Origin of the sequence: Streptomyces auratus, from assembly GCF_050433025.1 — a bacterium.
GTDB lineage: Bacteria > Actinomycetota > Actinomycetes > Streptomycetales > Streptomycetaceae > Streptomyces > Streptomyces sioyaensis.
In genome coordinates, this window is sequence record NZ_JBNGCB010000003.1 from 1,554,444 (window position 1) to 1,579,072 (window position 24,629).

Here is a 24,629-nt window from a genome sequence, read left to right on the forward strand (position 1 = left end):
TCCTGCGGGTATTGGTGGCACTTGGGTGTGGGGTGAGCGGTCGCCGGAGTGGTGACGTCCAGAGTCGGTGACGCGCGGAGTCGGTGACGCCCGGAGTCGGTGACGCCCGGAGCCGGTGGCGTGGAGCCGGCGGGGCGTCGAGGGTGGCTGGGGGCGGGTGTCCGCAGGGGGAGTGGCGGGTGCGGACGATCAACGGTCCCGTAGCATTCCGGCTCATGGACATGCCCGGCAATGAAGAGCCCCTGCCCGACAGTCGTGTGGGGCTGACGCCGCGTCAGGCGAGGCGGATACGCATCGTCCTGGCCTCGGTGCTGATGGTGGCGATGGCGGTGGTGCTCGTGGTGCGCCTGGCGTCGCGTACGTCGGTGCTGGTGGTCGGGGTGTACGGGGCCGCGCTGGTGCTCTGCGGCGTGGTGATCGAGCTCAGCCGGCACGGGCGTACCCGGCTCGGTACCTGGCTGCTGGGTCTCGGCCTGGCGGCCGCACTGGCCGCGGACTGGCTGCTGTTGCCCTGAGCGGGGCCCCGTTCCAAGGCGGCCCCCTCCGTTGGCTCGGTAGAGCCGCCCCCTCCCCGCACGCTCAGAACAACCCGTGCCACATCTGCTCGATGACCAGCGACCACCAGTTGCCGTCGTCGTCCAGGGCCCAGGAGTCGATGGCCGCGATCTGCTCCTGGAAGGCGGCGACCGCCGCGCCCGCCGCGTACGGGTCCATGCCCGGCATCTGCCGGCGCGTGGTCACCAGCAGGGCGAGGGAGCGGAGATATGCGGACAGGGTCCGGTTGACGAAGCGGCCGCCGCCCGAGGTCGGCTGGACGGCCCAGACGGTACCGAGCAGGTTCTGGTTCTTCTCCGGGGCGACGCACTGGACGGCGAGCGTGTAGAGCCCGTCCGTGCCGATCCGGACGTAGCCGGTGAGGGTCGCCAGCGTCTGCTCCCGGGCCTGGGTGCCGGTGGTGCGCAGGTGGGTCGCCACATCGGTGAACAGCCCGCCGGCGGGTGGGGTGTCGGGCCGGTCGGCGGTGAAGAAGAACGGCACCGCGGTGGGCAGCCCGGACCAGGTCAGGGTGTTCCTGGTGGTCTGGGGCAGCGGAGTCGCGGCGAGGTCGTCGGCGTCCGGGCGGTGGACGCCGTCGGGGCCGAAGACCTCCACGAGGTGCTTGCCGAGGGCCACGTCCCGTACCGCCGGGGCGGCCGCCACGTCCTGCGGCACCGGTAGCCGGTGCGGGCGCGGCGGCGCCGGCCGGCCCGTCATCCGGTGCATCAGCTCGACGTGCCGCAGCAGCCCGGCGACGCCCTCGGCGCGCTCCTCGGGGCGCATGCCGTAGCCCTCGGTGCAGGAGAAGGCGGCGTTCGGGAAGGTGCGGAGGACGAAGTCGGCGGGGTAGCCGCCGGGCAGCAGGGCCGAGCGCAGATCGGTGTGGAACGCGCGGACGTCCGCGGGCCGTACGCCCAGCCGCCGCAGCTCGTCATGGAGCTGGAACTCGACGGGCGGTGCGCCGGGCGCCGAGACGCGGGCGAGGGTGGTCTCCTCGCCGGTCGCCGGGTCGGGGTAGGTCGCGACGGCGGTGTTGCCGGGGCCGGTGACCGGCGGCTGGGCGGGCATCGCCCGAGCGGTGCCCGCCCCCGTACCGTGCTGCTGGTACGTCCGGCCCTCCTGCGCCTGGTTGCTCACGAGTGGTGCCCTCCGAGGCCGTCGGACGCAGCGGAGTCGGCGCCGCCGGTGCGCTGGGCCGGCACGGTGGGAGCCGCCGGCGCGGCGAGGATCTGCCGGGCGGTGACACCGCGTTCGGTGGCGACGACGAGCACGCCGTCCGGGGAGAGGTCGGCGCCGGTGATCGGGGTGTCCGAGACCAGGGTGGCCACCACCTCCCGGTTTGCGCGCGCCCAGACCTGCAGAGAGTCGCGGCCGGGGGTGCACGCGAAGGGCGCGGCCGCCCGGGCCTCTTCGGAGGGAGGCCGTACGCGTGCCGGATCGGCGTCGAGATACCCGGGGCGCAGCAGGTCGTGGACGAGCAGCGCCCCCGCGGCCCCGCCCTCGGAGGCGTCGCCGTCCGGGCCGGGGGCCGTACGGGAGCCGGGGGTTCCCTCGGGAACGACGAAGGTGGCGACGGGACGGGAAGCGGGTGCGCCGGACGCCGGCCCGGGCCCGACGCCGCCGCCGGTCTCCGCGCCGGCTGCCGCAGCGCCCGTCGTACCGTCCGGGGGCGCGGCCGCCGCCGGTGCGCCGTCCGCGTCCGCCGGCGGGAGGGCACCCGTCGTCACCGCGCGGACGCCGGTCAGCGGCACGCTCCACAGCGTGCGCCAGGGCAGGGGGAAGCCGAGCCGGTGCAGCGCCTCCGCGTACGGAGCCAGCCCGTCCTCGACGAACGCGGACTCCAGGAACGCGGCCCGCAGGCCCGCCGGTGCCTGGGAGCGGGTGAGCAGCGGCGCGGTGCGCAGGTACGTCCGGGCCGGTGCGCCCAGCCGGTCGAGCGGTACGGCCTCGATGGCGGCCCGCATCGCCACCGGGTCGGCGTGCGCGAACAGGCCCGGGTCGGTGAGGAGTTGGGGGAGCAGTCCGGCCTCAAGGGTGTGTGCGGCGAGGTGGTCGCGGAGGTAGGGGTCGGCGCGGGACCAGTCCTGCTGGGGCACCGCGTCCAGCAGCGCCATGGCGATCCTGGTCTGGGCGCCCGGGATGTCCGGCAGGCCGGCGCGGATCTCCTCGGCGATCCCCGGGTGCAGCAGGCGCAGCAGCGTACGGCCGCCGTCGGCGGTGTCTGCGACCGTCGCACCGTCCGCCTTCCCGACGTTCGCCCTGCCGGTCTTCCCGTCGTTCGCCTCATCCCTCTCCGAGCCCTCGGACGGCTGGAGGAAGGGCGCGGCCAGCGGCATGCCGTCGGCGAGATCGCGGCTCATGTCCCGCTCGGCGACGGCGTCGGCCAGCGCGCCCCACAGCTGGACGGGCAGCCCCGCGCCCTCGGCGAACGCGAGCGGCGCCAGCATCAGCCGCAGGGTCTGCGGGTCGGAGCCCAGCCGGCGGGCATGCAGATCCAGCGCCTCGCCGACGCTGCCGGGCAGCATCGACGGGTCCGCCGGGTCGACGCCCTCGGGCCGCATGACCAGCGACTGCACGGCGAGCTGGAGCGTCAGGCGGTTGCCGTTCGCGCGCTCGGCCAGGGCCTCGGCAAGCGCCCGGCGGGTCGACGGATCGGTGCAGAAGGGGAGTTCCGGCGGCCCGAGGCTGAGCGCGGCCTCGGCGTGCCGCACCAGGCCCTCGGGGTCGGCCCACTCGGGGTCGTCGAGATCGATGAGCCGCACCTGGCCGGACGGCAGCGCCGCCGCCAGCTCCGCGGCCAGCCCGCGCGGCACATCGGCCAGCAACTGCACCGTGGTGGTGGCGGCGAGCGGCTTGAGGACGTCCCGGACGACGCGGGCCGGCTCGTCCGCCGCGCGCACCGGTCCGGCCCGGTCGACATCCGGCACCACAATCGTCACCGGCTCTTCACGGGCGGCGAGTTCGGTGCAGATGTCTTCGCTACGGGCCGCGCCCAGCTCGAAGTGGTCGGCGAGGAGCGCCAGCAGCTGTGCCGCGGTGCGTCCCTCGGGGCTCGGCACGGCGGGCGCCGGCAGGTCCGGCGGCACCGTCGCCGGGTCCATGGCGTCCAGCGGCAACTGCTTGCGGAAGCGGGGGTCACACAGCATCAGGAAGCCGGTGAGCAGGCGCGAACGGCCGCTGCCCGGGCTTCCGGTGAGCACGATGACGCGCGGTGCGCCCGGCCACCGCATACGCCACGCCGCGAGCGCACGGAGCACGGAAGTGCGGCCGCCGATGTACGGATGCGGTGCATATCCGCTCGCCCCGGCGATTCCTTCTTCTGAGGCGCTCATGACTCCCTCGTCCCCATCGATCCCGGCTCCACCTTTGTGGATTCCTGCACGTACCGGCTCGATCTTATGTTCCGGGCCGGATGCTCAAGACCGCACGGGGTCCGCCGTTCCGGAACGGGAACATGTCGGACGGACGGAGGCGTGAGTGAGCGTGCCGGGCGGCCTCCGAAGCGCGGCCCTGGAGATCCGGTGTGGAGAAATCGGGATCACCTTGTGGGGAAAGAAAGCAGATCTGTCCGGTTATTCCGGCGGCTGATCTGCTTTCCGACGTGTCGACGCCGCGGGGGTGGTGCACCGAATCCGGAGAAAGAAAAAAGACGGCCGGCCGGGCATGCTGCCGGGCCGGCCGCCGCGCACCGTCCGCGCGGTGCTCCGGTCAGCCCCGGTGCCCGCCGCCGCGGCCGCCGCGCCGGGGAGCGGTCACGATGTTGCCCGTCGGGCCGTCCCGCTCCGCGCGCTCGGCGTCCTCCTTGGCCTCCTGCTCCTTCTGCCATGCGGCGAACTTCTCGCGCGAGGCCTCGCGTTCGGCCATGGTCTGGTTCTCCGCGGCCCGCCGGATCTCGTTCATCCGGTCGCCCAGCGCGTCCATGTACCCCGGCGTCTCGATGGCGTCCTTCATGCCGATCCGGCCGGAGAGCACTTCGCGGGCCATCTCCTGGAGCTTGCCGCCGACGTTGGGGTTGTCCGCCAGGACCTTCAGCGCCTTGCGCAGCCGGTGCGCCTGCTCCGGATCCTGGGCGACGTCCATCAGGTCCTCGTCCTGGATCTGCCGCTCATTGCTCATCTCTGCCCCCTTGAACGTGATGGCACAGCAACCGCGTGTGCGGCACCGGCGTCCTGAGTCTAATGACGGGTGATGACGGGTGTGAACTGGCCGTCAAGGCGGGTGTTGTCGGTATTGCCGCATATTGCTCCGTATGCATTCCGCTCTTTGCCGGTGCCCGCTTCGGCAAGGCTTCCGGCCTATTGCGGGTGTGCTAGACCTGGGGCCAGGTTGGCAGGCAGCTGTCATTCAATTCGGGGAGAAATGATGTCCGACGAAGTCCGGCTCAGTACGGAGGAGTTGCACAGACTGGGTGCAGCCTTCGAGGTACGTGCGGAAGACCTGAGCCGGCAGCTGGCCGCATTCAGACGGCGGGCGGATGCCGAGGCGCTGCGGGACGGTTTCGGCAGCGAGGAGGCGGCGCGGCCGTTCCGTGAGCTGTACGAGCAGGCCGAGCACGCCCTCGTCCAGCTCCAGCAGCGGCTCGCCGAGGTCGGCGGAGGGATCAAGGAGACCGTTGCCCAGGTGCAGGCGACCGAGGAAGAGCTGGACGAGATGATCCGGAGCGTCAAGTGAGCGAGCGGCGCAACCCCGAGGCCCTGCACGAAGCGGCGGCCGGCTGGCGGGAGATGGGCAAGCACCTCGACGGCCTCGTCCGCGACCTGGACCGGAAGGTCGGCACCGCCGCCGCGGCCAACTGGCAGGGCCCGGCCGGCGAGGCGTTCGCCGCGGAGTGGCACCGCCTCAAGCGGTCCGTGGACGAGTCGCTGCCGGCCTTCGAACTGGCCGCCGCCGACCTGGAGACCGCTGCCGCCGCTTCCCCCGACGACAAGGACGGCACGGCCGGCGGGGACGGCAAGGACCACGGCGCACCGCCGGTGGACCAGTCCGCCGGCGCCGCGCAGTCCTCGTCCGGCAACGAGACCGCCTACGGCTTCATGGCGCTCGGCCAGCTGGCCAACGGCCTCGGCGGCGCCTTCGGCAAGCGCGGCGGGGGCGGCGGCCGGAGCCAGGGCCCGGCCGCGGGGCATCAGTGGGACACCTCCGCCGCACCGCTGGGGCCCGACCCGTTCGGCCCCGCGCGGGACGGTGAGGCGAAGACGCGCGGCGGCGAGGGCCTTGCCAAGGGCGTACGGAGCCGGCCGGCCGGTGCCGAACCGGCCCCGGGCGGCGAGCCGAAGGCCGGGGCGGAGAAGAAGGGGACGGCCGCCGCCCCGGCGGGCGCCGCCAAGGACAGCTCCGCCTCCGCCGCCGGAACCCCCGGCCCGCCCGGCCCCGACGTCACCCAGCACGGCGCTTTCGGCTGACACGCGGCCACCGGCCACCGGCCACAGCCACCGGCCCGTACACACCGGGCACGCAGACGAAACGGCGGTGACAAAACGGCGGTGACAAAACGGCGGTGGGGCGCCCCTCCCAGGAGGAACGCCCCACCGCCGTCGTGCTGTGCCCCGGTCAGCCGCCGCTGGTCGGCAGCCAGCCCGTCTGGACCAGCTGTGCACCGCGCTTGCGCGTCATGAACATGGCCCGGCCGGGCGTCAGGCGCTGGCCCTTGACGTTGCCCATCAGCGGACCCTCGGCCGGATCGGCCGACAAGATCAGACCCTGCGCACCGAGCTCCTTGGTGCGCTGCATCACCGGCTCGAACGACGACCGTCCGGCGCCCGAGGAGCTGCGCGCGATGATCAGGCGCAGACCCAGGTCACGGGCGAACGGCAGGTACTCCAGCAGCGGCTGCAGCGGGTTGCCGCTGCTCGTCGCCACCAGGTCGTAGTCGTCCACGATCACGAACGCGTCCGGCAGGTCGTACCAGCTGCGGTTGCGCAGCTGCTCCGGCGTGACGTCCGGCCCGGGCATCCGGCGGCCCAGCGAACCGGCCAGACCGGTGATGACCTCCTGCAACTGCGGTCCCGCGGCGCAGTACTTGTACAGATGGCTCTCGGGGACCTCGCCGAGCAGTGCGCGACGGTAGTCGGAGACCACCATCAGCGCCTTGTCGGAGGGGTACCGCTCGGCGATCTGCTTGGTCAGCAGGCGCAGCAGCGACGACTTGCCCGACTCGCTCTCGCCGTAGATGACCAGCAGCGGGTCGGTCTCGAAGTCGATGAACGCCGGCGAGAGGGTGGTCTCGTCGACACCGATCGCGATGCCGTGGTCGGGGTAGTCGTTGCCCTTGGGCAGCTCGTTGACGTGCAGCATCGTCGGCAGCATCCGCACCGCGGGGGCGGGCTCGCCCTGCCAGTGCTCGCTGACCGTCGACACCAGGTTCGCGATGCCTTCGCTGAGCGTCTCCGGGTCGCTCATCCCGTCCAGACGCGGCAGCGCCGACAGGAAGTCGAGCTTCTCGGGGGACATACCGCGGCCCGGCTTGCCCATCGGGACGTTCTCCGCGCGCTTGCGGTCGAACTCCGACTCCATCGGGTCGCCCAGACGCAGCTCGACGCGGTTGAGGAGCTGGTCGCGCAGCGCGGGCCGCACCTCGGTGTAGCGCGCACCGGCGATGATCAGGTGGACACCGAAACCGAGACCCCGAGCGGCGATGTCCAGGATCACCGGGTCCATCTGCTCGTAGTCGGTCTTGAACGTCGCCCAGCCGTCGATGACCAGGAAGACGTCGCCCCACTTCTGGTCGGGGTAGGCGCCCGAGGCCCGCCGCTGGCGGTAGGTCCCGATCGAGTCGATGTGGTTGGCCCGGAAGAACTCCTCGCGCTCGTTGAGGATGCCGACGACCTCGGAGACCGTACGGCGCACCTTCTCCGCGTCCAGACGCGAGGCGACACCACCGACGTGCGGCAGGCCTTCCATGGTCAGCATGCCGCCGCCACCGAAGTCGAGGCAGTAGAACTGCACCTCGGCCGGGGTGTGGGTGAGTGCGAACGACGCGATCGCGGACCGGATGAGCGTGGACTTACCGGACTGCGGACCACCCACGACCAGACCGTGACCGGCACCGGCGGAGAAGTCCAGGTACATCACGTCACGCCGCTGCTCGAACGGCTTGTCCACCAGCGCGACCGGCACCACGAGCTTGCCGAGCGCGGTGTACTCCGCCGCGTGCACGCCCCGTTCGGGAGTGACCGCGAGCGCCGGCAGCAGCTGATTGACGGTGGGCGCCTCCTCCAGCGGGGGCAGCCACACCTGGTGCGCCGGCGGGCCCTGGCCCTGCATCCGCTGGACCATGACGTCCAGCACGGTGTCGGCCAGCGCGTCGTCGATCTCCGGCTCGGCCGCCTCGACGGCGATCGGCTCCTCGATGATCTGCTCGACGACCGGGGCCGCGGTGAACGGCACCGGCAGCCGGTTCGTCCGGCCGCCGCGGCCGCCGCCACCGCCGGCACCCGGGCCGCGGTAGGTACCGGAGACGTACGCGGCCTTGAACTGGACCATCGTCTCGGTGTCGTACTTCAGGATGCCGGAACCGGGGACGTTCGGCAGGTGGTAGGCGTCCGGCACACCGATCGCGGTCCGCGACTCGGCCGCGGAGAACGTCCGCAGACCCAGCCGGTAGGACAGGAAGGTGTCCAGACCCCGCAGCTTGCCCTCTTCCAGACGCTGCGAGGCGAGCAGCATGTGCACACCCATCGAACGGCCGATCCGGCCGATCTGGATGAACATCTCGATGAAGTCGGGCTTGGCGGCGAGCAGCTCGGAGAACTCGTCGATGATCATCACCAGCGAGGGCAGCGGGTCCAGCGGGGCACCCGCGGCACGCGCCTTCTCGTAGTCGGTGATGTTGGCGTAGTTGCCGGCGGAGCGCAGCAGCTCCTGACGGCGCTGGAGTTCACCGGTGATCGAGTCGCGCATGCGGTCGATCAGGGTGACGTCCTCACCGAGGTTGGTGATGACCGCCGCGACGTGCGGCATCTCCGACATACCGGTGAAGGTGGCGCCACCCTTGAAGTCCGCGAGGATGAAGTTCAGCGTCTCGGAGGAGTGCGTGACCGCGAGGGCGAGCACCAGGGTGCGCAGCACCTCGGACTTACCGGAACCGGTCGCACCGACACACAGTCCGTGCGGGCCCATGCCCTGCTGCGAGGCTTCCTTGATGTCCAGCATGACCGGCTGGCCGTCGCGGTCGACGCCGAGCGGGACGCGCAGCCGCTCGGCCAGCGTCCGGGGCCGCCACGTACGCGACACATCCAGGGCACCGGCGTCGCCGATGTTGAGCAGGTCGGTGAAGTCCATGGAGGACAGCAGCGGATCCTCGCCGTCGGCACCCGAGCCCGCCCGCAGCGGGGCCAGCTGGCGCGCCAGCGCCTCCGACTCGGGGATCGACAGGGTGTCGCAGACACCGTGGTAGACCGCACCGCCGGCCGACTCCAGCACCAGCTTGCCCGGCCACACCTGGACGGCCAGACCGCCGCGGATCTCGTCCAGATCGCCCGGGACGACCTCGAGGATGGTGACGCCCTGCAGGCCCTCGGCCCCGGCGATCACCGAGTCCATCGGCACCTCGCCGCCGTCCAGCACGATCACCACATGCGGGGTGTCGGTCACCGGAGTGCCCTGCGGGTTGAACCGCCCGCGGCCGTCCAGGTTCTCCGCCAGCAGCTCCTCGATCTCACCGAGGTCACCGACGACCAGCCGGCGCGTCCCCGCGCCGTCGGTGGTCTTGTCCTGCACCTGCGGCAGCCACTTCGTCCACTCCCACTCCGCCTGCGCACCGGGCGCGGCGACCACCGCCACCACCAGGTCCTCGGGCGAGTGCAGGGTGCACAGCTGGGCGATGATGGCGCGCGAGGCGCCGTAGACCGTGTCCGGGTCACCGGAGACGGTCAGGTGGTAGAAGGCGCGCAGCGAGACCGCCAGCGGCAGGCTGTCCAACTGTCCGTGCTTGTCGAGGAATTCCTTCATCGCATGCGCGGTCAGCGGCTCCAGCTCGTCGACCGGAGCGGTCTCGGGCGCCCGCAGGGGGGTGGCCAACTGCTGCGGCCCCAGGCCCAGTCGTACCTGCCCGAAGTCCGGGTCGGTCGACCGGCGCTCCCATACCCGTTTGCCCTCGGCCACGATGGACCACAGCTGGCTCGGATCGGGGTGAGTGAACAGCTGCGCGTCCCGCTGCTTTCGGGCGGTGCGCCGCACCTCTTTTCGCTTCTGCGTCAGGTACTTGAGGTAATCCTGTCGCTCTTGAAGCATTTGCCCGGAAGGCCCTTGGCGAGCCTTGACGATCTGCACGATCGCCATTGCCAGGGTGGACGCCACCATAAAGCCGCCCATGATTTTCATGAACGGCTGGTTGCCCATGAACAAGAATCCCGCCGAAGACGCCATACCCATCATGGGCATAAGGGTCATCAGCATGTTTTCTGATTCGCCCTCACGGGGAAGCTCCGGAGGTGCCTCGAGTGTCACCTCCTCGGAGGGAACTTCAGGTGGCAGCGCGCGGGGCGGGCGCTTAACGATGACAACGCTCACCGAGGCATCAGTCCTTCATGCATCTCGCAGTCTCGGACCGCCCCCGTTGGATTCGACGGTCCCCCCGAGCCAAGTGCTTGGCCCGAACCAGGCGTTGATCCTACTGTTAACCGTCAAGTCTCGGGGTGGGTGGGGCACTCGCTGAATTGGACGGTACGCTGACGCATCGCGAGCGTGCCCACAGCCCCGAGTGACGGCTCTCTATATAGGGCGCGCGACGCGACAAAACGCCCAACGGATAGGGGGAACCGCCAGGTGAGCACGAGCACTGGCACCGGCTTTTGCCGGGTCACAGTCGCCGCGCCGGATGCACGGATCGATGTGGCTCTGCCGGAGGATGTCGCACTCGTCGACATCTATCCGGAGATCCTGCGGCTCTCCGGGCAGTCCCAGGCCGAAGGCGCACCGACCGGCTATCACCTCGTACGCCGCGACGGCACGGTGCTCGACGCCGGCCAGTCGCTGGCGCAGCAGCAGATCCTCGACGGCGACCTCCTTTTGCTGAAGCCGTTCGCCGAGTCGCTGCCGCTGCCGGTCTTCGATGACGTCTCCGACGCCGTCGCCTCCGCGGTCAAGCGCAACCGCAGCCGCTGGAGCGACGACCTCATGCACGTCGTCGGCCTCTCCGCCGGTGTCCTGCTGCTCGTCATGATGGCGTTCGCCCTGTGGTTCTCGAACCCCCTGAACCGCGACATGCACCGCCTGCCCGGCATCATCGCCGGTGTCGTCGGCATCGTCCTCGTCGCGCTGGCCGGCGTCCGCGCCCGCGTCTACGACGACCACGGCTCCTCCATCGCGCTGGGCCTGGCCTCCCTGCCGCACCTGCTGCTCGCCGGCTCGGGCATCTTCCCCGTCGAGCAGGGCGGCGGACCCGGCCGGCTGCACCTCCTCGTCGGCTGCGTGGTCGTCCTGATCGCGTCCGTCCTGCTGGTGGTCCTGCTGCCGCGCGGTGACGCACCCTTTGTCGCCGCCGCGTTCCTGGCCGCCATCGGCACCCTCGCGGTCTTCGCCGCGATCCTCACCGACGCCGCGCCCCGCGAGGTCGCCGCCGTCACCGCCGTCGTCTCGATCGCCATGGTCGCCTGGCTGCCCGGCCTCTCCGCCCGCTTCGCGCGGCTGCCCATCGGCTACAAGTCGCCCGACCAGATCGCCAAGGGCTCCTACGACAACGGCGGCGAGACCGAGTCCGTCGACTTCGTCAAGATCGCCAACCAGGCCAAGCGCGGCCACGAACTGCTGCTCGGCCTCGTGGCCGGCTGCGCCGCCCTGGTCGTCGGCTCGGCCGGTGTCGTCCTGGGCTTCTCCGACAACATGTGGGCCCAGCTGCTGGCGCTGGCCGCGGGCATCACGATCATGCTCCGCGCCCGGCTCTTCGACTACACCGCGCAGGTCGCCTGCCTGACCATCGCCGGCATCCTGACGATCGTCCTGCTCATCCTGGGCATCGCGCTGAACCCGCCGTCGGACATCTTCGTCGACCTGCTCCGCTTCCAGGACTCCGGTCCGCTGAACATCCGCACCGTCTGGTTCTCCAGCAGCATCGCGGCGGGCGCCGCCCTGCTCGTCGGTGTCGGCCTGATCGTCCCGCGCAAGGGTGTCACCCCCTTCTGGGGCCGGATCTTCGACATCTTCGACGGTCTGTTCCTGCTCTCCCTGGTGCCGCTGTGCCTGGCGGTCCTGGAGGTCTACGGCAAGGTGCGCGGCCTCACCGGCAGCTAGCCGGCCGCCCGCCCGCCGGATCCACGGCCCCCCGACCACCCGGTCGGGGGGCCGTTTTCCAGCTGGTACGCTGTGTGACGGTCCGGTCGAGTCATCCAAGATCCCCTGTGAAGCAAATCCAGGGGCGCTCACGGACCGAAACCCAGAGGAGTACCGCGTGTCGCTCGACGCCGCTACGAAGAAGCAGATCATGGCCGAGTTCGCCACCAAGGAGGGTGACACCGGCTCCCCCGAGGTCCAGGTCGCGATGCTCTCCCGCCGCATCTCGGACCTGACCGAGCACCTCAAGACCCACAAGCACGACCACCACTCCCGCCGTGGTCTGCTGCTGCTCGTCGGCCAGCGCCGCCGCCTGCTGCAGTACCTGGCGAAGAAGGACATCACGCGCTTCCGCGCGCTGGTCGAGCGCCTGGGCATCCGCCGCGGTGCGGCGGGCGCCAAGTAGGACGCCGTAGAGGGAGCGGTTCCCGCCGGGGGCCGCTCCCTTTGCCATAGGCACCGGATGCCCACGCCACCTCATGGTGGACGGAAGCTTTGTAGTCTGGTGCCATATCGCAAAACTGAACGCGGTAGGAGCGCCTCCTGGCCGCCGGTCCTCGGTAGTGGCCCCCGGACGATCCATGGACGCCCTGCGTCCCTCGCTCCGGGTGCTTCGATCGAAGACCGGCCCGTACCGGCGCTCCACCGAGGACGGTCCGCCGCCATACGGGCAGCGGACGCAGACGAGGAGATATTCCTGGTGGAGAACGAGACCCACTACGCCGAAGCCGTGATCGACAACGGTTCGTTCGGCACCCGCACCATCCGCTTCGAGACGGGCCGCCTGGCCAAGCAGGCCGCCGGTTCCGCCGTGGCGTACCTGGACGACGACACCATGGTGCTGTCGGCCACCTCCGCTTCCAAGACCCCGAAGGACCAGCTGGACTTCTTCCCGCTGACCGTCGACGTCGAGGAGCGGATGTACGCAGCCGGGAAGATCCCCGGTTCCTTCTTCCGCCGTGAGGGCCGCCCCTCCGAGGACGCGATCCTCACCTGCCGCCTGATCGACCGCCCGCTGCGCCCGTCCTTCAAGAAGGGCCTGCGCAACGAGATCCAGATCGTCGAGACGATCATGGCGCTCAACCCCGACCACCTCTACGACGTGGTCGCGATCAACGCCGCCTCCTGCTCCACGCAGCTGGCCGGTCTGCCCTTCTCCGGCCCGGTCGGCGGCACCCGTGTCGCGCTGATCAACGGCCAGTGGGTGGCGTTCCCGACCCACACCGAGCTCGAGGACGCCGTCTTCGACATGGTCGTGGCCGGCCGCGTCCTCCCGGACGGCGACGTCGCGATCATGATGGTCGAGGCCGAGGCCACCGAGAAAACCATCCAGCTGGTCAAGGACGGCGCCGAGGCCCCGACCGAAGAGGTCGTCGCCGCGGGTCTGGAAGCCGCCAAGCCCTTCATCAAGGTCCTGTGCAAGGCCCAGTCGGACCTCGCCGCCAAGGCCGCCAAGCCCGTCGGTGAGTTCCCGATCTTCCTGGACTACCAGGACGACGTCCTCGAGGCGCTGACCAAGGCCGTCAAGGACGAGCTCACCCAGGCGCTGACCATCGCCGGCAAGCTGGAGCGCGAGGCCGAGCTGGACCGCGTCAAGGGCCTGGCCGCCGAGAAGCTCCTGCCGGAGTTCGAGGGCCGCGAGAAGGAGATCTCCGCCGCGTACCGCTCGCTGACCAAGACCCTGGTCCGTGAGCGCGTCATCAAGGAGAAGAAGCGCATCGACGGCCGCGGCGTCACGGACATCCGTACGCTCGCCGCCGAGGTCGAGGCGATCCCGCGGGTGCACGGCTCCGCCCTGTTCGAGCGTGGCGAGACCCAGATCCTGGGCGTCACCACCCTCAACATGCTCCGCATGGAGCAGCAGCTGGACACCCTTTCGCCGGTGACCCGCAAGCGCTACATGCACAACTACAACTTCCCGCCGTACTCCGTCGGTGAGACCGGCCGCGTGGGTGCCCCCAAGCGCCGCGAGATCGGCCACGGCGCGCTCGCCGAGCGCGCCATCATGCCGGTCCTGCCGACCCGCGAGGAGTTCCCCTACGCGATCCGCCAGGTCTCCGAGGCGCTGGGCTCCAACGGCTCGACGTCCATGGGCTCGGTCTGCGCCTCGACCATGTCGCTGCTGAACGCCGGTGTGCCCCTCAAGGCCCCGGTCGCCGGTATCGCCATGGGCCTGATCTCCCAGGAGATCGACGGCCAGACCCACTACGTCGCCCTCACCGACATCCTCGGTGCGGAGGACGCCTTCGGCGACATGGACTTCAAGGTCGCCGGCACCAAGCAGTTCGTGACCGCGCTGCAGCTCGACACCAAGCTCGACGGCATCCCCGCCTCGGTCCTGGCCGCCGCGCTGAAGCAGGCCCGCGACGCCCGTCTGCACATCCTGGATGTCATGACGGAGGCCATCGACACCCCGGACGAGATGTCCCCGAACGCCCCGCGGATCATCACCGTCAAGATCCCGGTGGACAAGATCGGTGAGGTCATCGGCCCCAAGGGCAAGATGATCAACCAGATCCAGGAGGACACCGGCGCCGACATCACGATCGAGGACGACGGCACGATCTACATCGGTGCCGCCGACGGCCCGGCCGCCGAGGCCGCCCGCGCCACGATCAACGGCATCGCCAACCCGACCATGCCGGAGGTCGGCGAGCGCTACCTGGGCACGGTCGTCAAGACCACCACCTTCGGTGCGTTCGTCTCCCTGCTCCCGGGCAAGGACGGCCTGCTGCACATCTCGCAGATCCGCAAGCTCGCCGGTGGCAAGCGCGTGGAGAACGTCGAGGACGTGCTCGCGGTGGGCGCCAAGGTCCAGGTCGAGATCGCCGAGATCGACCAGCGCGGCAAGCTCTCCCTGATCCCCGTGATCGAGGAAGAGGACACCGACAAGGGTGCGCAGGACGACACGAAGGACGACACCGACAAGTGACGTCTCGTACGCACACGACGACGGCCCGCACCTCCTCGGAGGGGCGGGCCGTCGCCCGTACCCAAACGCTTCTCAAGGGCACCGCGGGCGCCGGCACGGTCCGCCGGACCACCCTCCCCGGCGGTCTGCGGATCGTCACCGAGACGCTGCCGTCGGTCCGCTCCGTCACCTTCGGGATCTGGGCGCACGTCGGCTCCCGCGACGAGACCCCCACCCTCAACGGCGCCACGCACTACCTGGAGCATCTGCTCTTCAAGGGCACCGAGCGGCGCAGCGCGCTGGACATCTCCGCCGCCATCGACGCGGTCGGCGGCGAGATGAACGCCTTCACCGCGAAGGAGTACACCTGCTACTACGCGCGGGTGCTGGACACCGATCTGCCGCTCGCCATCGACGTGGTGTGCGACATGCTCACCGGCTCGCTGGTCGAGGCCGAGGACGTGGACGCCGAGCGCGGGGTCATCCTCGAAGAGATCGCGATGACCGAGGACGACCCGGGCGACTGTGTGCACGACCTGTTCGCGCACACCATGCTCGGCGACACCCCGCTCGGCCGCCCCGTGCTGGGCACCGTCGACACCGTCAACGCCCTGACCCCCGAGCGCATCCGCCGCTTCTACAAGAAGCACTACGACCCCACGCACCTCGTCGTCACGGCCGCCGGCAATGTCGACCACGCCAAGGTCGTCCGCCAGGTCCGCCGCGCCTTCGAGCAGGCCGGGGCCCTGGACCGGGCGGATGCCGTCCCCGTCGCGCCGCGCTCCGGCTCCCGCGGCATCCGCACCGCCGGCCGCGTCGACCTGCTCAACCGCAAGACCGAGCAGGCCCATGTGATCCTCGGAATGCCCGGCATGGCGCGCACCGACGACCGGCGCTGGGCGATGGGCGTGCTGAACACCGCCCTGGGCGGCGGGATGAGCTCCCGCCTCTTCCAGGAGGTCCGTGAGAAGCGCGGCCTGGCCTACAGCGTGTACTCCTACACCTCCGGTTTCGCCGACTGCGGGCTGTTCGGCGTCTACGCCGGCTGCCGCCCCAGCCAGGTGCACGACGTCCTCAAGATCTGCCGCGACGAACTCGACCAGGTGGCCTCGCAGGGCCTCACCGACGACGAGATCCGCCGCGCGATCGGCCAGCTGCGGGGATCCACGGTCCTCGGCCTGGAGGACACGGGTGCGCTGATGCACCGCCTCGGCAAGAGTGAGCTGTGCTGGGGAGAGCAGATGTCGGTCGACGAGATGCTCGCCCGGATAGCGGCCGTCACCCCGGACGAGGTGCGCGAGGTGGCCCGCGATGTACTGGGCACACGGCCTTCGCTGTCCGTCATCGGTGCCCTGAAGGACCGGCAGGCGGCCCGGCTGGACGACGTCGTCGCATAGGCCCGCTGCGATACCACCGAGAGAGAGACGGGAAACGATGAGCAAGCTGCGCGTGGCCGTATTGGGAGCTCAGGGGCGCATCGGCGCCGAGGCCGTACGGGCCGTCGAGGCCGCCGAGGACATGGAGCTGGTCGCCGGGCTGGGCCGGGGCGACAAGCTGGAGCGGCTGGTCGAGGCCGGCGCCCAGGTCGTGGTCGAGCTGACCAACCCCGGCGCGGTCATGGGCAACCTCGACTTCTGTGTGCGCCATGGCATCCATGCCGTGGTCGGGACCACCGGGTGGACCGACGAGCGCCTCGCGCAGCTGCGTACCTCGCTGGCCGCCGCGCCGTCGGCGGGTGTGCTGATCGCCCCGAACTTCTCCATCGGCGCGGTGCTGACCATGCGGTTCGCCCAGCAGGCGGCCCGCTTCTTCGAGTCCGCCGAGGTCGTCGAGCTGCACCACCCGAAGAAGGCGGACGCCCCCTCCGGCACCGCGGCCCGCACCGCCCAGCTGATCGCCGCGGCACGGCAGGAGGCCGGCTGCGCCCCGCAGCCGGACGCCACCAGCACCGCGCTGGACGGCGCCCGCGGCGCGGACGTGGACGGCATCCCCGTGCACTCCGTACGGCTGCGCGGTCTGCTGGCGCACCAGGAGGTGCTGTTCGGCGGCGAGGGCGAGACCCTCACCATCCGCCATGACTCCCTGCACCACAGCAGCTTCATGCCGGGCATCCTGCTCGGCGTACGCCGTGTGGTCACCACGCCGGGCCTGACCGTGGGCCTGGAAAACTTCCTCGACCTGGGCTGACCGGCATGGGCGGAAAGATCACGTACTTCTTCCTCGCCACCGTGCTGGTCCTCGTCTTCGGCGTGGTGGCGCTGGAGGGCGTACTTCTCCTGCTGACCGGCGAGCCGGCGGCCATGGGCATGGGGGCGGTGGCCTTCGCGCTGCCGTGCATCGGTGCCTGGTTCCTCCGGCACAACACCCGCTTCGCCCGCGATGCCCACCGGCTGGCGGATGCGCTGGAGGCCGAGGGCGGGCTGCCGGCCGACGAGCTGAAGCGGACCGCCGGCGGCCGGATCGACCGGGACGCCGCCGACGCGGTGTTCGCCCGGCGGCAGGCCGAGACGGAGGACGCGCCCGGCGACTGGCGTGCGTGGTTCCGGCTCGCGGTCGCGTACCACGACGCCCGGGACACCCCGCGCGCCCGCAAGGCGATGCAGCGGGCGATCGCGCTGCATGACGGGAAGGCCGTGCCCACCGCGACCTGAGACCCGCGTCCGGCCGGTCATGGCCGGCGCGGCTCCGGGCCGGTGGGGCCCGGGTGGCACCGGTTGGCGGCCGTGCGGGGCCCTCGCCGGGCCGGCATCCGGTACCGCCGGGATGCCCCGGGGCTCAGACGCGGTACTCCGCCGCCCACGCCTCCAGCACATCCGCGGCCCGCTCGAAGGCCTCCGGGCGGGACAGGAAGTCGCCGTTGTGGTCCGTGATCAGCGCCCGCAGCGGGGCGCCCTGGGTGCGCTCGACGATCAGCGCCTGACCCTGCACCGTCCGGGGCAGCCCCAGCCAGCGCACCGGCTGCTGGCGGGTACGCACCGAGGCGATGGCGCTCCACGGCTCGGTCGCCGTCCGCAGGAGGTTCACCTGTCGCAGACCGTGTGCGCTGACCCAGATGCCGACCCGCAGCAGCCGGAGCGCAAAGGCGATCATCAGCGCCCCCACCAGGACACAGACCACGGCGCCGGGCAGCGAGCCGGCCATCGCGATGATCATCGCGGAGAGCAGTACGAACGACGCGAGCAGCAAAAACACCGCCGCCGTCCCCACCCGCCACGGTCCGGGGCGGTAGGGACGGCGCCAGTGGTCGGGCTCGTCATGCGGCAGCGCGGCGTACTCCGCGGCACGGGTGTCGAGCTCGCGGTCGGCCGTCAGGAAGGGCAGGGGCACGGCTGAACCTCACTCATGGGCACGCTGACGGTAGCTGTGACCGGTGAGGCTATCGGGACCGGCGGAGCGGAACCACTTGCGGCACACTCCGCCCGCCCGATCAGCGATGCGCCTCGGACTGATGCACCCGGCCCGAGGTGGAACTGTCCTGCTGCAGCGCGGGAACGCCGAACAGCAGGGCGCCGGCCAGGCCGCCCACGACTGTCAGCGTGATGAGAGACTGGCCGAGCAGCTGCGCACGGGAGGCGCGCTGACGCGGCGGGGGAGTGACATTGCTGCGGAACCGGTCTGCCTCGGCAACGAAGGCGAACGGGACGGGCTCTCGCCGGCGGAACATGAGCGGGCTCTCCTAGGAACCTCGAAGTGGGCACTGTCACAGGGTTAGACGTCTGTGCGGTCCGATTGGTGCCCGTTTTCAGGGACTTCTGTGAAAAATATCAACTGCCGCTCCGAGCGCTGCTATAGAGCGTCCCTTTTGTGGCTAACGCGGCATCATGCGGCATCTTCTGGGCTGTCAGTGGCGGGCCGTACTCTGGTCGCGCACGAGGATCGATTGGAAGGAACCGCCGGTGTCCCAGACCCCCGCCGAGAGCACTGAGAGCCCCGACAGTGCAGCCGTCAGCTTCCGGAGCGAGGTGACGGTCGAGCTGGTCAAGCACAGCGCCGCGGACAGCGACGTGCTGTGGGCGGCCCGCGTCTCCACGGCCGGCGAGCAGTCCCTGGAGGAGCTCCACAAGGACCCCGAGCGCTCCAAGGGCTTGATCAACTACCTCATGCGGGACCGGCACGGCAGCCCGTTCGAGCACAATTCCATGACGTTCTTCATCAGCGCCCCGATCTTCGTCTTCCGCGAGTTCATGCGCCACCGCGTCGGCTGGTCGTACAACGAGGAGTCCGGCCGCTACCGCCAGCTGGAGCCGGTCTTCTACGTCCCCGGCGAGTCCCGCAAGCTCGTCCAGCAGGGCCGCCCCGGCAAGTACGAATTCGTCGAGGGCACCCAGGCGCAGCACGACCTGACCGGCCGTGTCATGGAGGACTCCTACCGTCAGGCGTACGAGGCGTACCAGGAGATGCTGGCCGCCGGCGTCGCCCGCGAGGTCGCCCGCGCGGTCCTCCCCGTCGGCCTCTTCTCCTCCATGTACGCGACCTGCAACGCACGCTCCCTGATGCACTTCCTCGGGCTGCGCACCCAGCACGAGCAGGCGAAGGTCCCCTCCTTCCCGCAGCGGGAGATCGAAATGGTCGGCGAGCAGATGGAGGCCCACTGGGCCACCCTCATGCCGCTCACGTACGGCGCATTCAATGCGAACGGCCGGATCGCTCCGTAAGGCCCAGGCCGGAGGCCGGATGCCGACGCCCGCAGGACAGCGGTGCGAAGTGTCCGGATTGCGGCATTTTATGAAGTTCATCTACGCTGAACAGACGGACCCGGCACTGCTTGAACCCCCGAGCAGGCAGTGCCGGTGTCCACATCCCTGCTCCCCAGAGGCGCATCCTGTGGGGAGCTACGAGTAGCGTGGGACCCATGGCTCCGACTTCCACACCGCAGACCCCCTTCGGGCGGGTGCTGACCGCCATGGTCACGCCTTTCACGGCGGATGGCGCTCTCGATCTCGACGGCGCACAGCGACTGGCTGCCCACCTGGTGGACGCCGGTAACGACGGTCTCGTCGTCAACGGCACCACCGGAGAGTCCCCGACCACCAGCGATGCGGAGAAAGCCCAGCTGGTCCGCGCGGTGGTCGATGCGGTCGGCGATCGCGCCTTTGTCGTCGCCGGAGCCGGCACCAACGACACCCGTCACAGCCTGGAGCTGGCCCGTGCCGCCCAGGACGCCGGAGCCCACGGCCTGCTCGCGGTGACGCCCTACTACAGCAAGCCCCCGCAAGAGGGCCTGCTGAGGCACTTCACCGCCATCGCGGACGCCACCGACCTGCCGGTCATGCTCTACGACATCCCCGGCCGCAGCGGCGTCCCGATCAACACCGAGACCATGGTCCGGCTCGCCGAGCACCCCCGAATCGTCGCCAACAAGGACGCCAAGGGCGACCTCGGCCGCGCCAGCTGGGCCATCGCGCGCTCCGGCCTCGCCTGGTACAGCGGCGACGACATGCTCAACCTCCCGCTGCTCTCGGTCGGCGCGGTCGGCTTCGTCTCCGTGGTCGGCCATGTCGTCACCCCCGAGCTGCGCGCCCTCCTGGACGCCCACCTCAACGGTGATGTCACCAAGGCGACCGAGATCCACCAGAAGCTGCTGCCCGTCTTCACCGGCATGTTCCGCACCCAGGGCGTCATCACGACCAAGGCGGCGCTGGGCCTGCAGGGCCTGCCCGCCGGTCCGCTGCGCCTGCCGCTCGTGGAGCTCTCCGCCGAGGAGACCGAGCAGCTCACGCGCGATCTCGCCGCCGGCGGGGTACAGCTCTGACACAGACTTCACAACTGAATACGGACCAACAACCGCCTTATAGCAAGTGCACGAATGTCATGCGCGCCACGTGCCTCGACGGCAGCGTGGCGCGTGTGGTGAGGAGAGTCTTTTGAGTCATCCGCATCCTGAGCTCGGCGCCCCGCCCAAGCTTCCCAAGGGCGGCCTGCGCGTCACCCCCCTCGGCGGCCTCGGCGAGATCGGCCGCAACATGACGGTCTTCGAATACGCCGGCCGGCTGCTGATCGTCGACTGCGGAGTGCTCTTCCCCGAGGAGGAGCAGCCCGGAATCGACCTGATCCTGCCGGACTTCACGTCCATCAGGGACCGCCTCGACGACATCGACGGCATCGTGCTCACGCACGGCCACGAGGACCACATCGGTGGTGTCCCCTACCTCCTGCGGGAGAAGCCGGACATCCCCCTCATCGGCTCCAAGCTGACCCTCGCCCTGATCGAGGCCAAGCTTCAGGAGCACCGCATCCGCCCCTACACCCTTGAGGTGAAGGAAGGACACACCGAGCGGATCGGCTCCTTCGACTGCGAATTCGTCGCGGTCAACCACTCCATCCCGGACGCCCTGGCCGTCGCGATCCGCACCCCCGCGGGCATGGTCGTGCACACCGGCGACTTCAAGATGGACCAGCTGCCGCTGGACCGCCGCCTGACCGACCTCCCCGCCTTCGCGCGGCTCGGCGAGGAGGGCATCGACCTGCTCCTCTCCGACTCCACGAACGCCGAGGTCCCGGGCTTCGTCCCGCCCGAGCGGGACATCTCCAACGTGCTGCGCACGGTGTTCGCGAACGCCCAGAAGCGCATCATCGTGGCCAGCTTCGCCAGCCATGTGCACCGCATCCAGCAGATCCTCGATGCGGCGCACGAGTACGGCCGCCGGGTCGCCTTCGTCGGCCGCTCGATGGTCCGCAACATGGGCATCGCCCGGGAACTGGGCTATCTGAAGGTCCCCGCCGGCCTGGTCGTCGACGTCAAGACCCTCGACGACCTCCCCGACGACGAGGTCGTGCTGGTCTGCACGGGTTCCCAGGGCGAGCCGATGGCCGCCCTCTCCCGGATGGCCAACCGCGACCACCAGATCCGGATCGTCCCGGGCGACACCGTGATCCTGGCGTCCTCCCTCATCCCGGGCAACGAGAACGCGGTCTACCGCGTGATCAACGGCCTCACCCGGTGGGGTGCGGACGTGGTCCACAAGGGCAACGCCAAGGTCCACGTCTCGGGCCATGCCTCGGCCGGCGAGCTGTTGTACTTCTACAACATCTGCAAGCCGAAGAACCTCATGCCGGTGCACGGCGAATGGCGCCATCTGCGCGCCAACGCCGAGCTGGGCGCCCTGACCGGCGTACCGAAGGACCGGATCGTCATCGCCGAGGACGGCGTCGTGGTCGACCTGGTCAAGGGCGTCGCCAAGATCACCGGCAAGGTCCAGGCGGGCTATGTCTATGTCGACGGCCTCTCGGTCGGCGATGTCACCGAAACCCATCTGAAGGACCGCCGCATCCTCGGCGACGAGGGCATCATCTCGGTCTTCGTGGTCGTCGACAGCAGCACCGGCAAGATCGTCGCGGGCCCGCATCTGCAGGCCCGCGGTTCCGGCATCGACGACGCGACCTTCTCGGCCGTGATCCCCAAGATCGACGAGGCCCTGGCGAAGGCGGCCCAGGACGGCATCGCGGAGCCCCATCAGCTCCAGCAGCTGGTCCGTCGCTCGGTCGGCAAGTGGGTGTCGGACAACTACCGCCGCCGCCCGATGATCCTCCCCGTGGTCGTCGAGGTCTGACACGCAGGCTCGTACAAACGTGCCCAAGTGGGAGCGGGGCGCCTGGATTTGCATCCAGGCGCCCCGCTCCAGTACGTTTACGGCTCCACCTGAGCGGGAAGCGCGCCGCACGCCTGTGCGTACGGAGCCTCGCAACATTGGGTGGAATTCCGGCCCAGAGCAATCTGATAAAGTCGGGTCAGCCGAAAGGCAAACCCCCTCCGACGGGAAATCGGACCGAATTCGAACCGGAAACGGAACGAAATCGAGTCTGGTAGAGTCGGAAACGCGAAGAAGCCGAAAGGTCGAAACGCACCGGCGAAAATCGGGCCCGCGAGGATCTGATAGAGTCGGAAACGCAAGACCGAAGGGAAGCGCCCGGAGAGCCTGGTGAAACAGGCACAAAGGAAGCGTCCGTTCCTTGAGAACTCAACAGCGTGCCAAAAGTCAACGCCAGATATGTTGATACCCCGTCCACCTCGGTGGATGAGGTTCCTTTGAAAGTCCATCCCGCCCATGTGGTGCGGATGGCACACACAGCGAGGACGCTGTGAACGACCGGACCTATTCCGTCTGGTCGTTCCACTCTTCTCGTGTGTGTTTCACCCGATTACGGGTAAACATTCACGGAGAGTTTGATCCTGGCTCAGGACGAACGCTGGCGGCGTGCTTAACACATGCAAGTCGAACGATGAAGCCCTTCGGGGTGGATTAGTGGCGAACGGGTGAGTAACACGTGGGCAATCTGCCCTTCACTCTGGGACAAGCCCTGGAAACGGGGTCTAATACCGGATATGACACACGACCGCATGGTCTGTGTGTGGAAAGCTCCGGCGGTGAAGGATGAGCCCGCGGCCTATCAGCTTGTTGGTGGGGTGATGGCCTACCAAGGCGACGACGGGTAGCCGGCCTGAGAGGGCGACCGGCCACACTGGGACTGAGACACGGCCCAGACTCCTACGGGAGGCAGCAGTGGGGAATATTGCACAATGGGCGAAAGCCTGATGCAGCGACGCCGCGTGAGGGATGACGGCCTTCGGGTTGTAAACCTCTTTCAGCAGGGAAGAAGCGAAAGTGACGGTACCTGCAGAAGAAGCGCCGGCTAACTACGTGCCAGCAGCCGCGGTAATACGTAGGGCGCAAGCGTTGTCCGGAATTATTGGGCGTAAAGAGCTCGTAGGCGGCTTGTCACGTCGGATGTGAAAGCCCGGGGCTTAACCCCGGGTCTGCATTCGATACGGGCAGGCTAGAGTTCGGTAGGGGAGATCGGAATTCCTGGTGTAGCGGTGAAATGCGCAGATATCAGGAGGAACACCGGTGGCGAAGGCGGATCTCTGGGCCGATACTGACGCTGAGGAGCGAAAGCGTGGGGAGCGAACAGGATTAGATACCCTGGTAGTCCACGCCGTAAACGTTGGGAACTAGGTGTGGGCGACATTCCACGTCGTCCGTGCCGCAGCTAACGCATTAAGTTCCCCGCCTGGGGAGTACGGCCGCAAGGCTAAAACTCAAAGGAATTGACGGGGGCCCGCACAAGCAGCGGAGCATGTGGCTTAATTCGACGCAACGCGAAGAACCTTACCAAGGCTTGACATACACCGGAAAACCCTGGAGACAGGGTCCCCCTTGTGGTCGGTGTACAGGTGGTGCATGGCTGTCGTCAGCTCGTGTCGTGAGATGTTGGGTTAAGTCCCGCAACGAGCGCAACCCTTGTTCTGTGTTGCCAGCATGCCCTTCGGGGTGATGGGGACTCACAGGAGACTGCCGGGGTCAACTCGGAGGAAGGTGGGGACGACGTCAAGTCATCATGCCCCTTATGTCTTGGGCTGCACACGTGCTACAATGGCCGGTACAATGAGCTGCGATACCGCGAGGTGGAGCGAATCTCAAAAAGCCGGTCTCAGTTCGGATTGGGGTCTGCAACTCGACCCCATGAAGTCGGAGTTGCTAGTAATCGCAGATCAGCATTGCTGCGGTGAATACGTTCCCGGGCCTTGTACACACCGCCCGTCACGTCACGAAAGTCGGTAACACCCGAAGCCGGTGGCCCAACCCCTTGTGGGAGGGAATCGTCGAAGGTGGGACTGGCGATTGGGACGAAGTCGTAACAAGGTAGCCGTACCGGAAGGTGCGGCTGGATCACCTCCTTTCTAAGGAGCACTTCTTACCAACCTCTGGTTGGTCAGAGGCCAGTACATCAGCGAATGTCTGATGCTGGTTGCTCATGGGTGGAACGTTGACTATTCGGCGCACTTGATTGGTTGTCACTAGTACTGCTTCGGCGTGGAACGTGGTGATGGATCGAGTGGGCCGGGCGCGCTGTTGGGTATCTGAGGGTGCGAGCGTTGCTCGCCCTTCGTGATGCCGGCCCCAGTGAACTCAGC

18 protein-coding genes and 1 rRNA gene are annotated in these 24,629 nt (G+C 69.3%); 13 read left to right on the plus strand and 6 right to left on the minus strand.

Annotation, left to right across the window (positions count from 1 at the left end):
• Window positions 1-215 precede the first annotated feature (215 nt).
• Window positions 216-515, plus strand: coding sequence for a hypothetical protein (locus BKA18_RS26535; protein WP_093489242.1), 300 nt, complete (start codon window positions 216-218; stop codon window positions 513-515).
• 64 nt (window positions 516-579) lie between these two features.
• On the opposite strand, the gene BKA18_RS26540 is transcribed toward BKA18_RS26535, so the two are convergent.
• The 3 genes from BKA18_RS26540 to BKA18_RS26550 form a co-directional block, all read right to left on the minus strand.
• A complete protein-coding gene (locus BKA18_RS26540) occupies window positions 580-1,674 on the minus strand; it encodes an SUKH-4 family immunity protein (protein WP_366047331.1) in 1,095 nt (364 codons plus the stop codon).
• On the minus strand, window positions 1,671-3,869 hold the full coding sequence (locus BKA18_RS26545) for an ATP-binding protein (protein WP_366047330.1): 2,199 nt from the start codon (window positions 3,867-3,869) through the stop codon (window positions 1,671-1,673). The genes BKA18_RS26540 and BKA18_RS26545 overlap by 4 nt, the downstream gene beginning before the upstream one ends.
• Window positions 3,870-4,245: 376 nt before the next feature.
• A complete protein-coding gene (locus BKA18_RS26550) occupies window positions 4,246-4,653 on the minus strand; it encodes a hypothetical protein (RefSeq protein WP_006602749.1) in 408 nt (135 codons plus the stop codon).
• A gap of 246 nt (window positions 4,654-4,899) precedes the next feature.
• Between BKA18_RS26550 and BKA18_RS26555 the strand changes: the two genes are divergently transcribed.
• Window positions 4,900-5,208, plus strand: a complete 309-nt coding sequence (locus BKA18_RS26555) for a hypothetical protein (protein ID WP_366047328.1) — start codon at window positions 4,900-4,902, stop codon at window positions 5,206-5,208.
• Window positions 5,205-5,939: a WXG100 family type VII secretion target gene (locus BKA18_RS26560; protein WP_366047327.1), complete on the plus strand. Its 735-nt coding sequence runs from the start codon at window positions 5,205-5,207 to the stop codon at window positions 5,937-5,939. Before BKA18_RS26555 ends, BKA18_RS26560 begins: the two co-directional genes overlap by 4 nt.
• Window positions 5,940-6,087: 148 nt before the next feature.
• On the opposite strand, the gene eccCa is transcribed toward BKA18_RS26560, so the two are convergent.
• On the minus strand, window positions 6,088-10,047 hold the full coding sequence (gene eccCa / locus BKA18_RS26565; RefSeq protein WP_366047326.1) for a type VII secretion protein EccCa: 3,960 nt from the start codon (window positions 10,045-10,047) through the stop codon (window positions 6,088-6,090).
• A gap of 255 nt (window positions 10,048-10,302) precedes the next feature.
• Between eccCa and eccD the strand changes: the two genes are divergently transcribed.
• The 6 genes from eccD to BKA18_RS26595 all read left to right on the plus strand — a co-directional run bounded on the left by eccD (window position 10,303) and on the right by BKA18_RS26595 (window position 17,367).
• Complete coding sequence (gene eccD / locus BKA18_RS26570) at window positions 10,303-11,766, plus strand: type VII secretion integral membrane protein EccD (RefSeq protein WP_040898202.1); 1,464 nt, start codon at window positions 10,303-10,305, stop codon at window positions 11,764-11,766.
• Window positions 11,767-11,923: 157 nt separating this feature from the next.
• Window positions 11,924-12,211, plus strand: coding sequence for a 30S ribosomal protein S15 (gene rpsO / locus BKA18_RS26575; protein WP_006602744.1), 288 nt, complete (start codon window positions 11,924-11,926; stop codon window positions 12,209-12,211).
• 294 nt (window positions 12,212-12,505) lie between these two features.
• Window positions 12,506-14,737, plus strand: coding sequence for a polyribonucleotide nucleotidyltransferase (locus tag BKA18_RS26580; protein WP_006602743.1), 2,232 nt, complete (start codon window positions 12,506-12,508; stop codon window positions 14,735-14,737).
• Window positions 14,734-16,113 carry a M16 family metallopeptidase gene (locus BKA18_RS26585; protein WP_366047325.1) on the plus strand — a complete coding sequence of 460 codons (1,380 nt, stop codon included), beginning with the start codon at window positions 14,734-14,736 and terminating at the stop codon, window positions 16,111-16,113. Before BKA18_RS26580 ends, BKA18_RS26585 begins: the two co-directional genes overlap by 4 nt.
• Window positions 16,114-16,150: 37 nt before the next feature.
• Entirely contained in the window at window positions 16,151-16,903 is a 753-nt protein-coding gene (gene dapB / locus BKA18_RS26590) for a 4-hydroxy-tetrahydrodipicolinate reductase (protein WP_006602741.1), read from the plus strand.
• A gap of 5 nt (window positions 16,904-16,908) precedes the next feature.
• Window positions 16,909-17,367 (plus strand): hypothetical protein, encoded by a 459-nt coding sequence (locus BKA18_RS26595; protein ID WP_366047324.1) that lies wholly within the window; start codon window positions 16,909-16,911, stop codon window positions 17,365-17,367.
• Between the two features lie 124 nt (window positions 17,368-17,491).
• Here BKA18_RS26595 and BKA18_RS26600 read toward each other — a convergent pair whose 3' ends face one another.
• Both BKA18_RS26600 and BKA18_RS26605 read right to left on the minus strand, forming a co-directional pair.
• Window positions 17,492-18,043, minus strand: coding sequence for a PH domain-containing protein (locus BKA18_RS26600; RefSeq protein WP_366047323.1), 552 nt, complete (start codon window positions 18,041-18,043; stop codon window positions 17,492-17,494).
• A gap of 100 nt (window positions 18,044-18,143) precedes the next feature.
• Window positions 18,144-18,380: a hypothetical protein gene (locus BKA18_RS26605; protein WP_006602738.1), complete on the minus strand. Its 237-nt coding sequence runs from the start codon at window positions 18,378-18,380 to the stop codon at window positions 18,144-18,146.
• A 232-nt stretch (window positions 18,381-18,612) separates the two neighbouring features.
• On the opposite strand from BKA18_RS26605, the gene thyX reads away from it, so the two are divergent.
• The 4 genes from thyX (at window position 18,613) to BKA18_RS26625 (ending at window position 24,395) form a co-directional block, all read left to right on the plus strand.
• Window positions 18,613-19,371 carry an FAD-dependent thymidylate synthase gene (gene thyX / locus BKA18_RS26610; RefSeq protein WP_366047322.1) on the plus strand — a complete coding sequence of 253 codons (759 nt, stop codon included), beginning with the start codon at window positions 18,613-18,615 and terminating at the stop codon, window positions 19,369-19,371.
• 197 nt (window positions 19,372-19,568) lie between these two features.
• On the plus strand, window positions 19,569-20,468 hold the full coding sequence (gene dapA, locus BKA18_RS26615; protein WP_093485450.1) for a 4-hydroxy-tetrahydrodipicolinate synthase: 900 nt from the start codon (window positions 19,569-19,571) through the stop codon (window positions 20,466-20,468).
• A 112-nt stretch (window positions 20,469-20,580) separates the two neighbouring features.
• Window positions 20,581-22,266, plus strand: coding sequence for a ribonuclease J (locus BKA18_RS26620; protein ID WP_235448089.1), 1,686 nt, complete (start codon window positions 20,581-20,583; stop codon window positions 22,264-22,266).
• A 602-nt stretch (window positions 22,267-22,868) separates the two neighbouring features.
• Window positions 22,869-24,395: ribosomal RNA gene (locus tag BKA18_RS26625) — 16S ribosomal RNA — on the plus strand.
• Window positions 24,396-24,629: the final 234 nt, after the last annotated feature.

Bases quoted from the DNA above. Each gene is read 5' to 3' on its own strand.
- BKA18_RS26555 (WP_366047328.1), top strand. From the start codon at position 4,900: ATGTCCGACGAAGTCCGGCTCAGTACGGAGGAGTTGCACAGACTGGGT.
- dapB (WP_006602741.1), top strand. From the start codon at position 16,151: ATGAGCAAGCTGCGCGTGGCCGTATTGGGAGCTCAGGGGCGCATCGGC.
- dapA (WP_093485450.1), top strand. From the start codon at position 19,569: ATGGCTCCGACTTCCACACCGCAGACCCCCTTCGGGCGGGTGCTGACC.
- BKA18_RS26545 (WP_366047330.1), bottom strand. From the start codon at position 3,869: ATGAGCGCCTCAGAAGAAGGAATCGCCGGGGCGAGCGGATATGCACCG.
- BKA18_RS26550 (WP_006602749.1), bottom strand. From the start codon at position 4,653: ATGAGCAATGAGCGGCAGATCCAGGACGAGGACCTGATGGACGTCGCC.
- BKA18_RS26605 (WP_006602738.1), bottom strand. From the start codon at position 18,380: ATGTTCCGCCGGCGAGAGCCCGTCCCGTTCGCCTTCGTTGCCGAGGCA.
- BKA18_RS26535 (WP_093489242.1), top strand. From the start codon at position 216: ATGGACATGCCCGGCAATGAAGAGCCCCTGCCCGACAGTCGTGTGGGG.
- BKA18_RS26595 (WP_366047324.1), top strand. From the start codon at position 16,909: ATGGGCGGAAAGATCACGTACTTCTTCCTCGCCACCGTGCTGGTCCTC.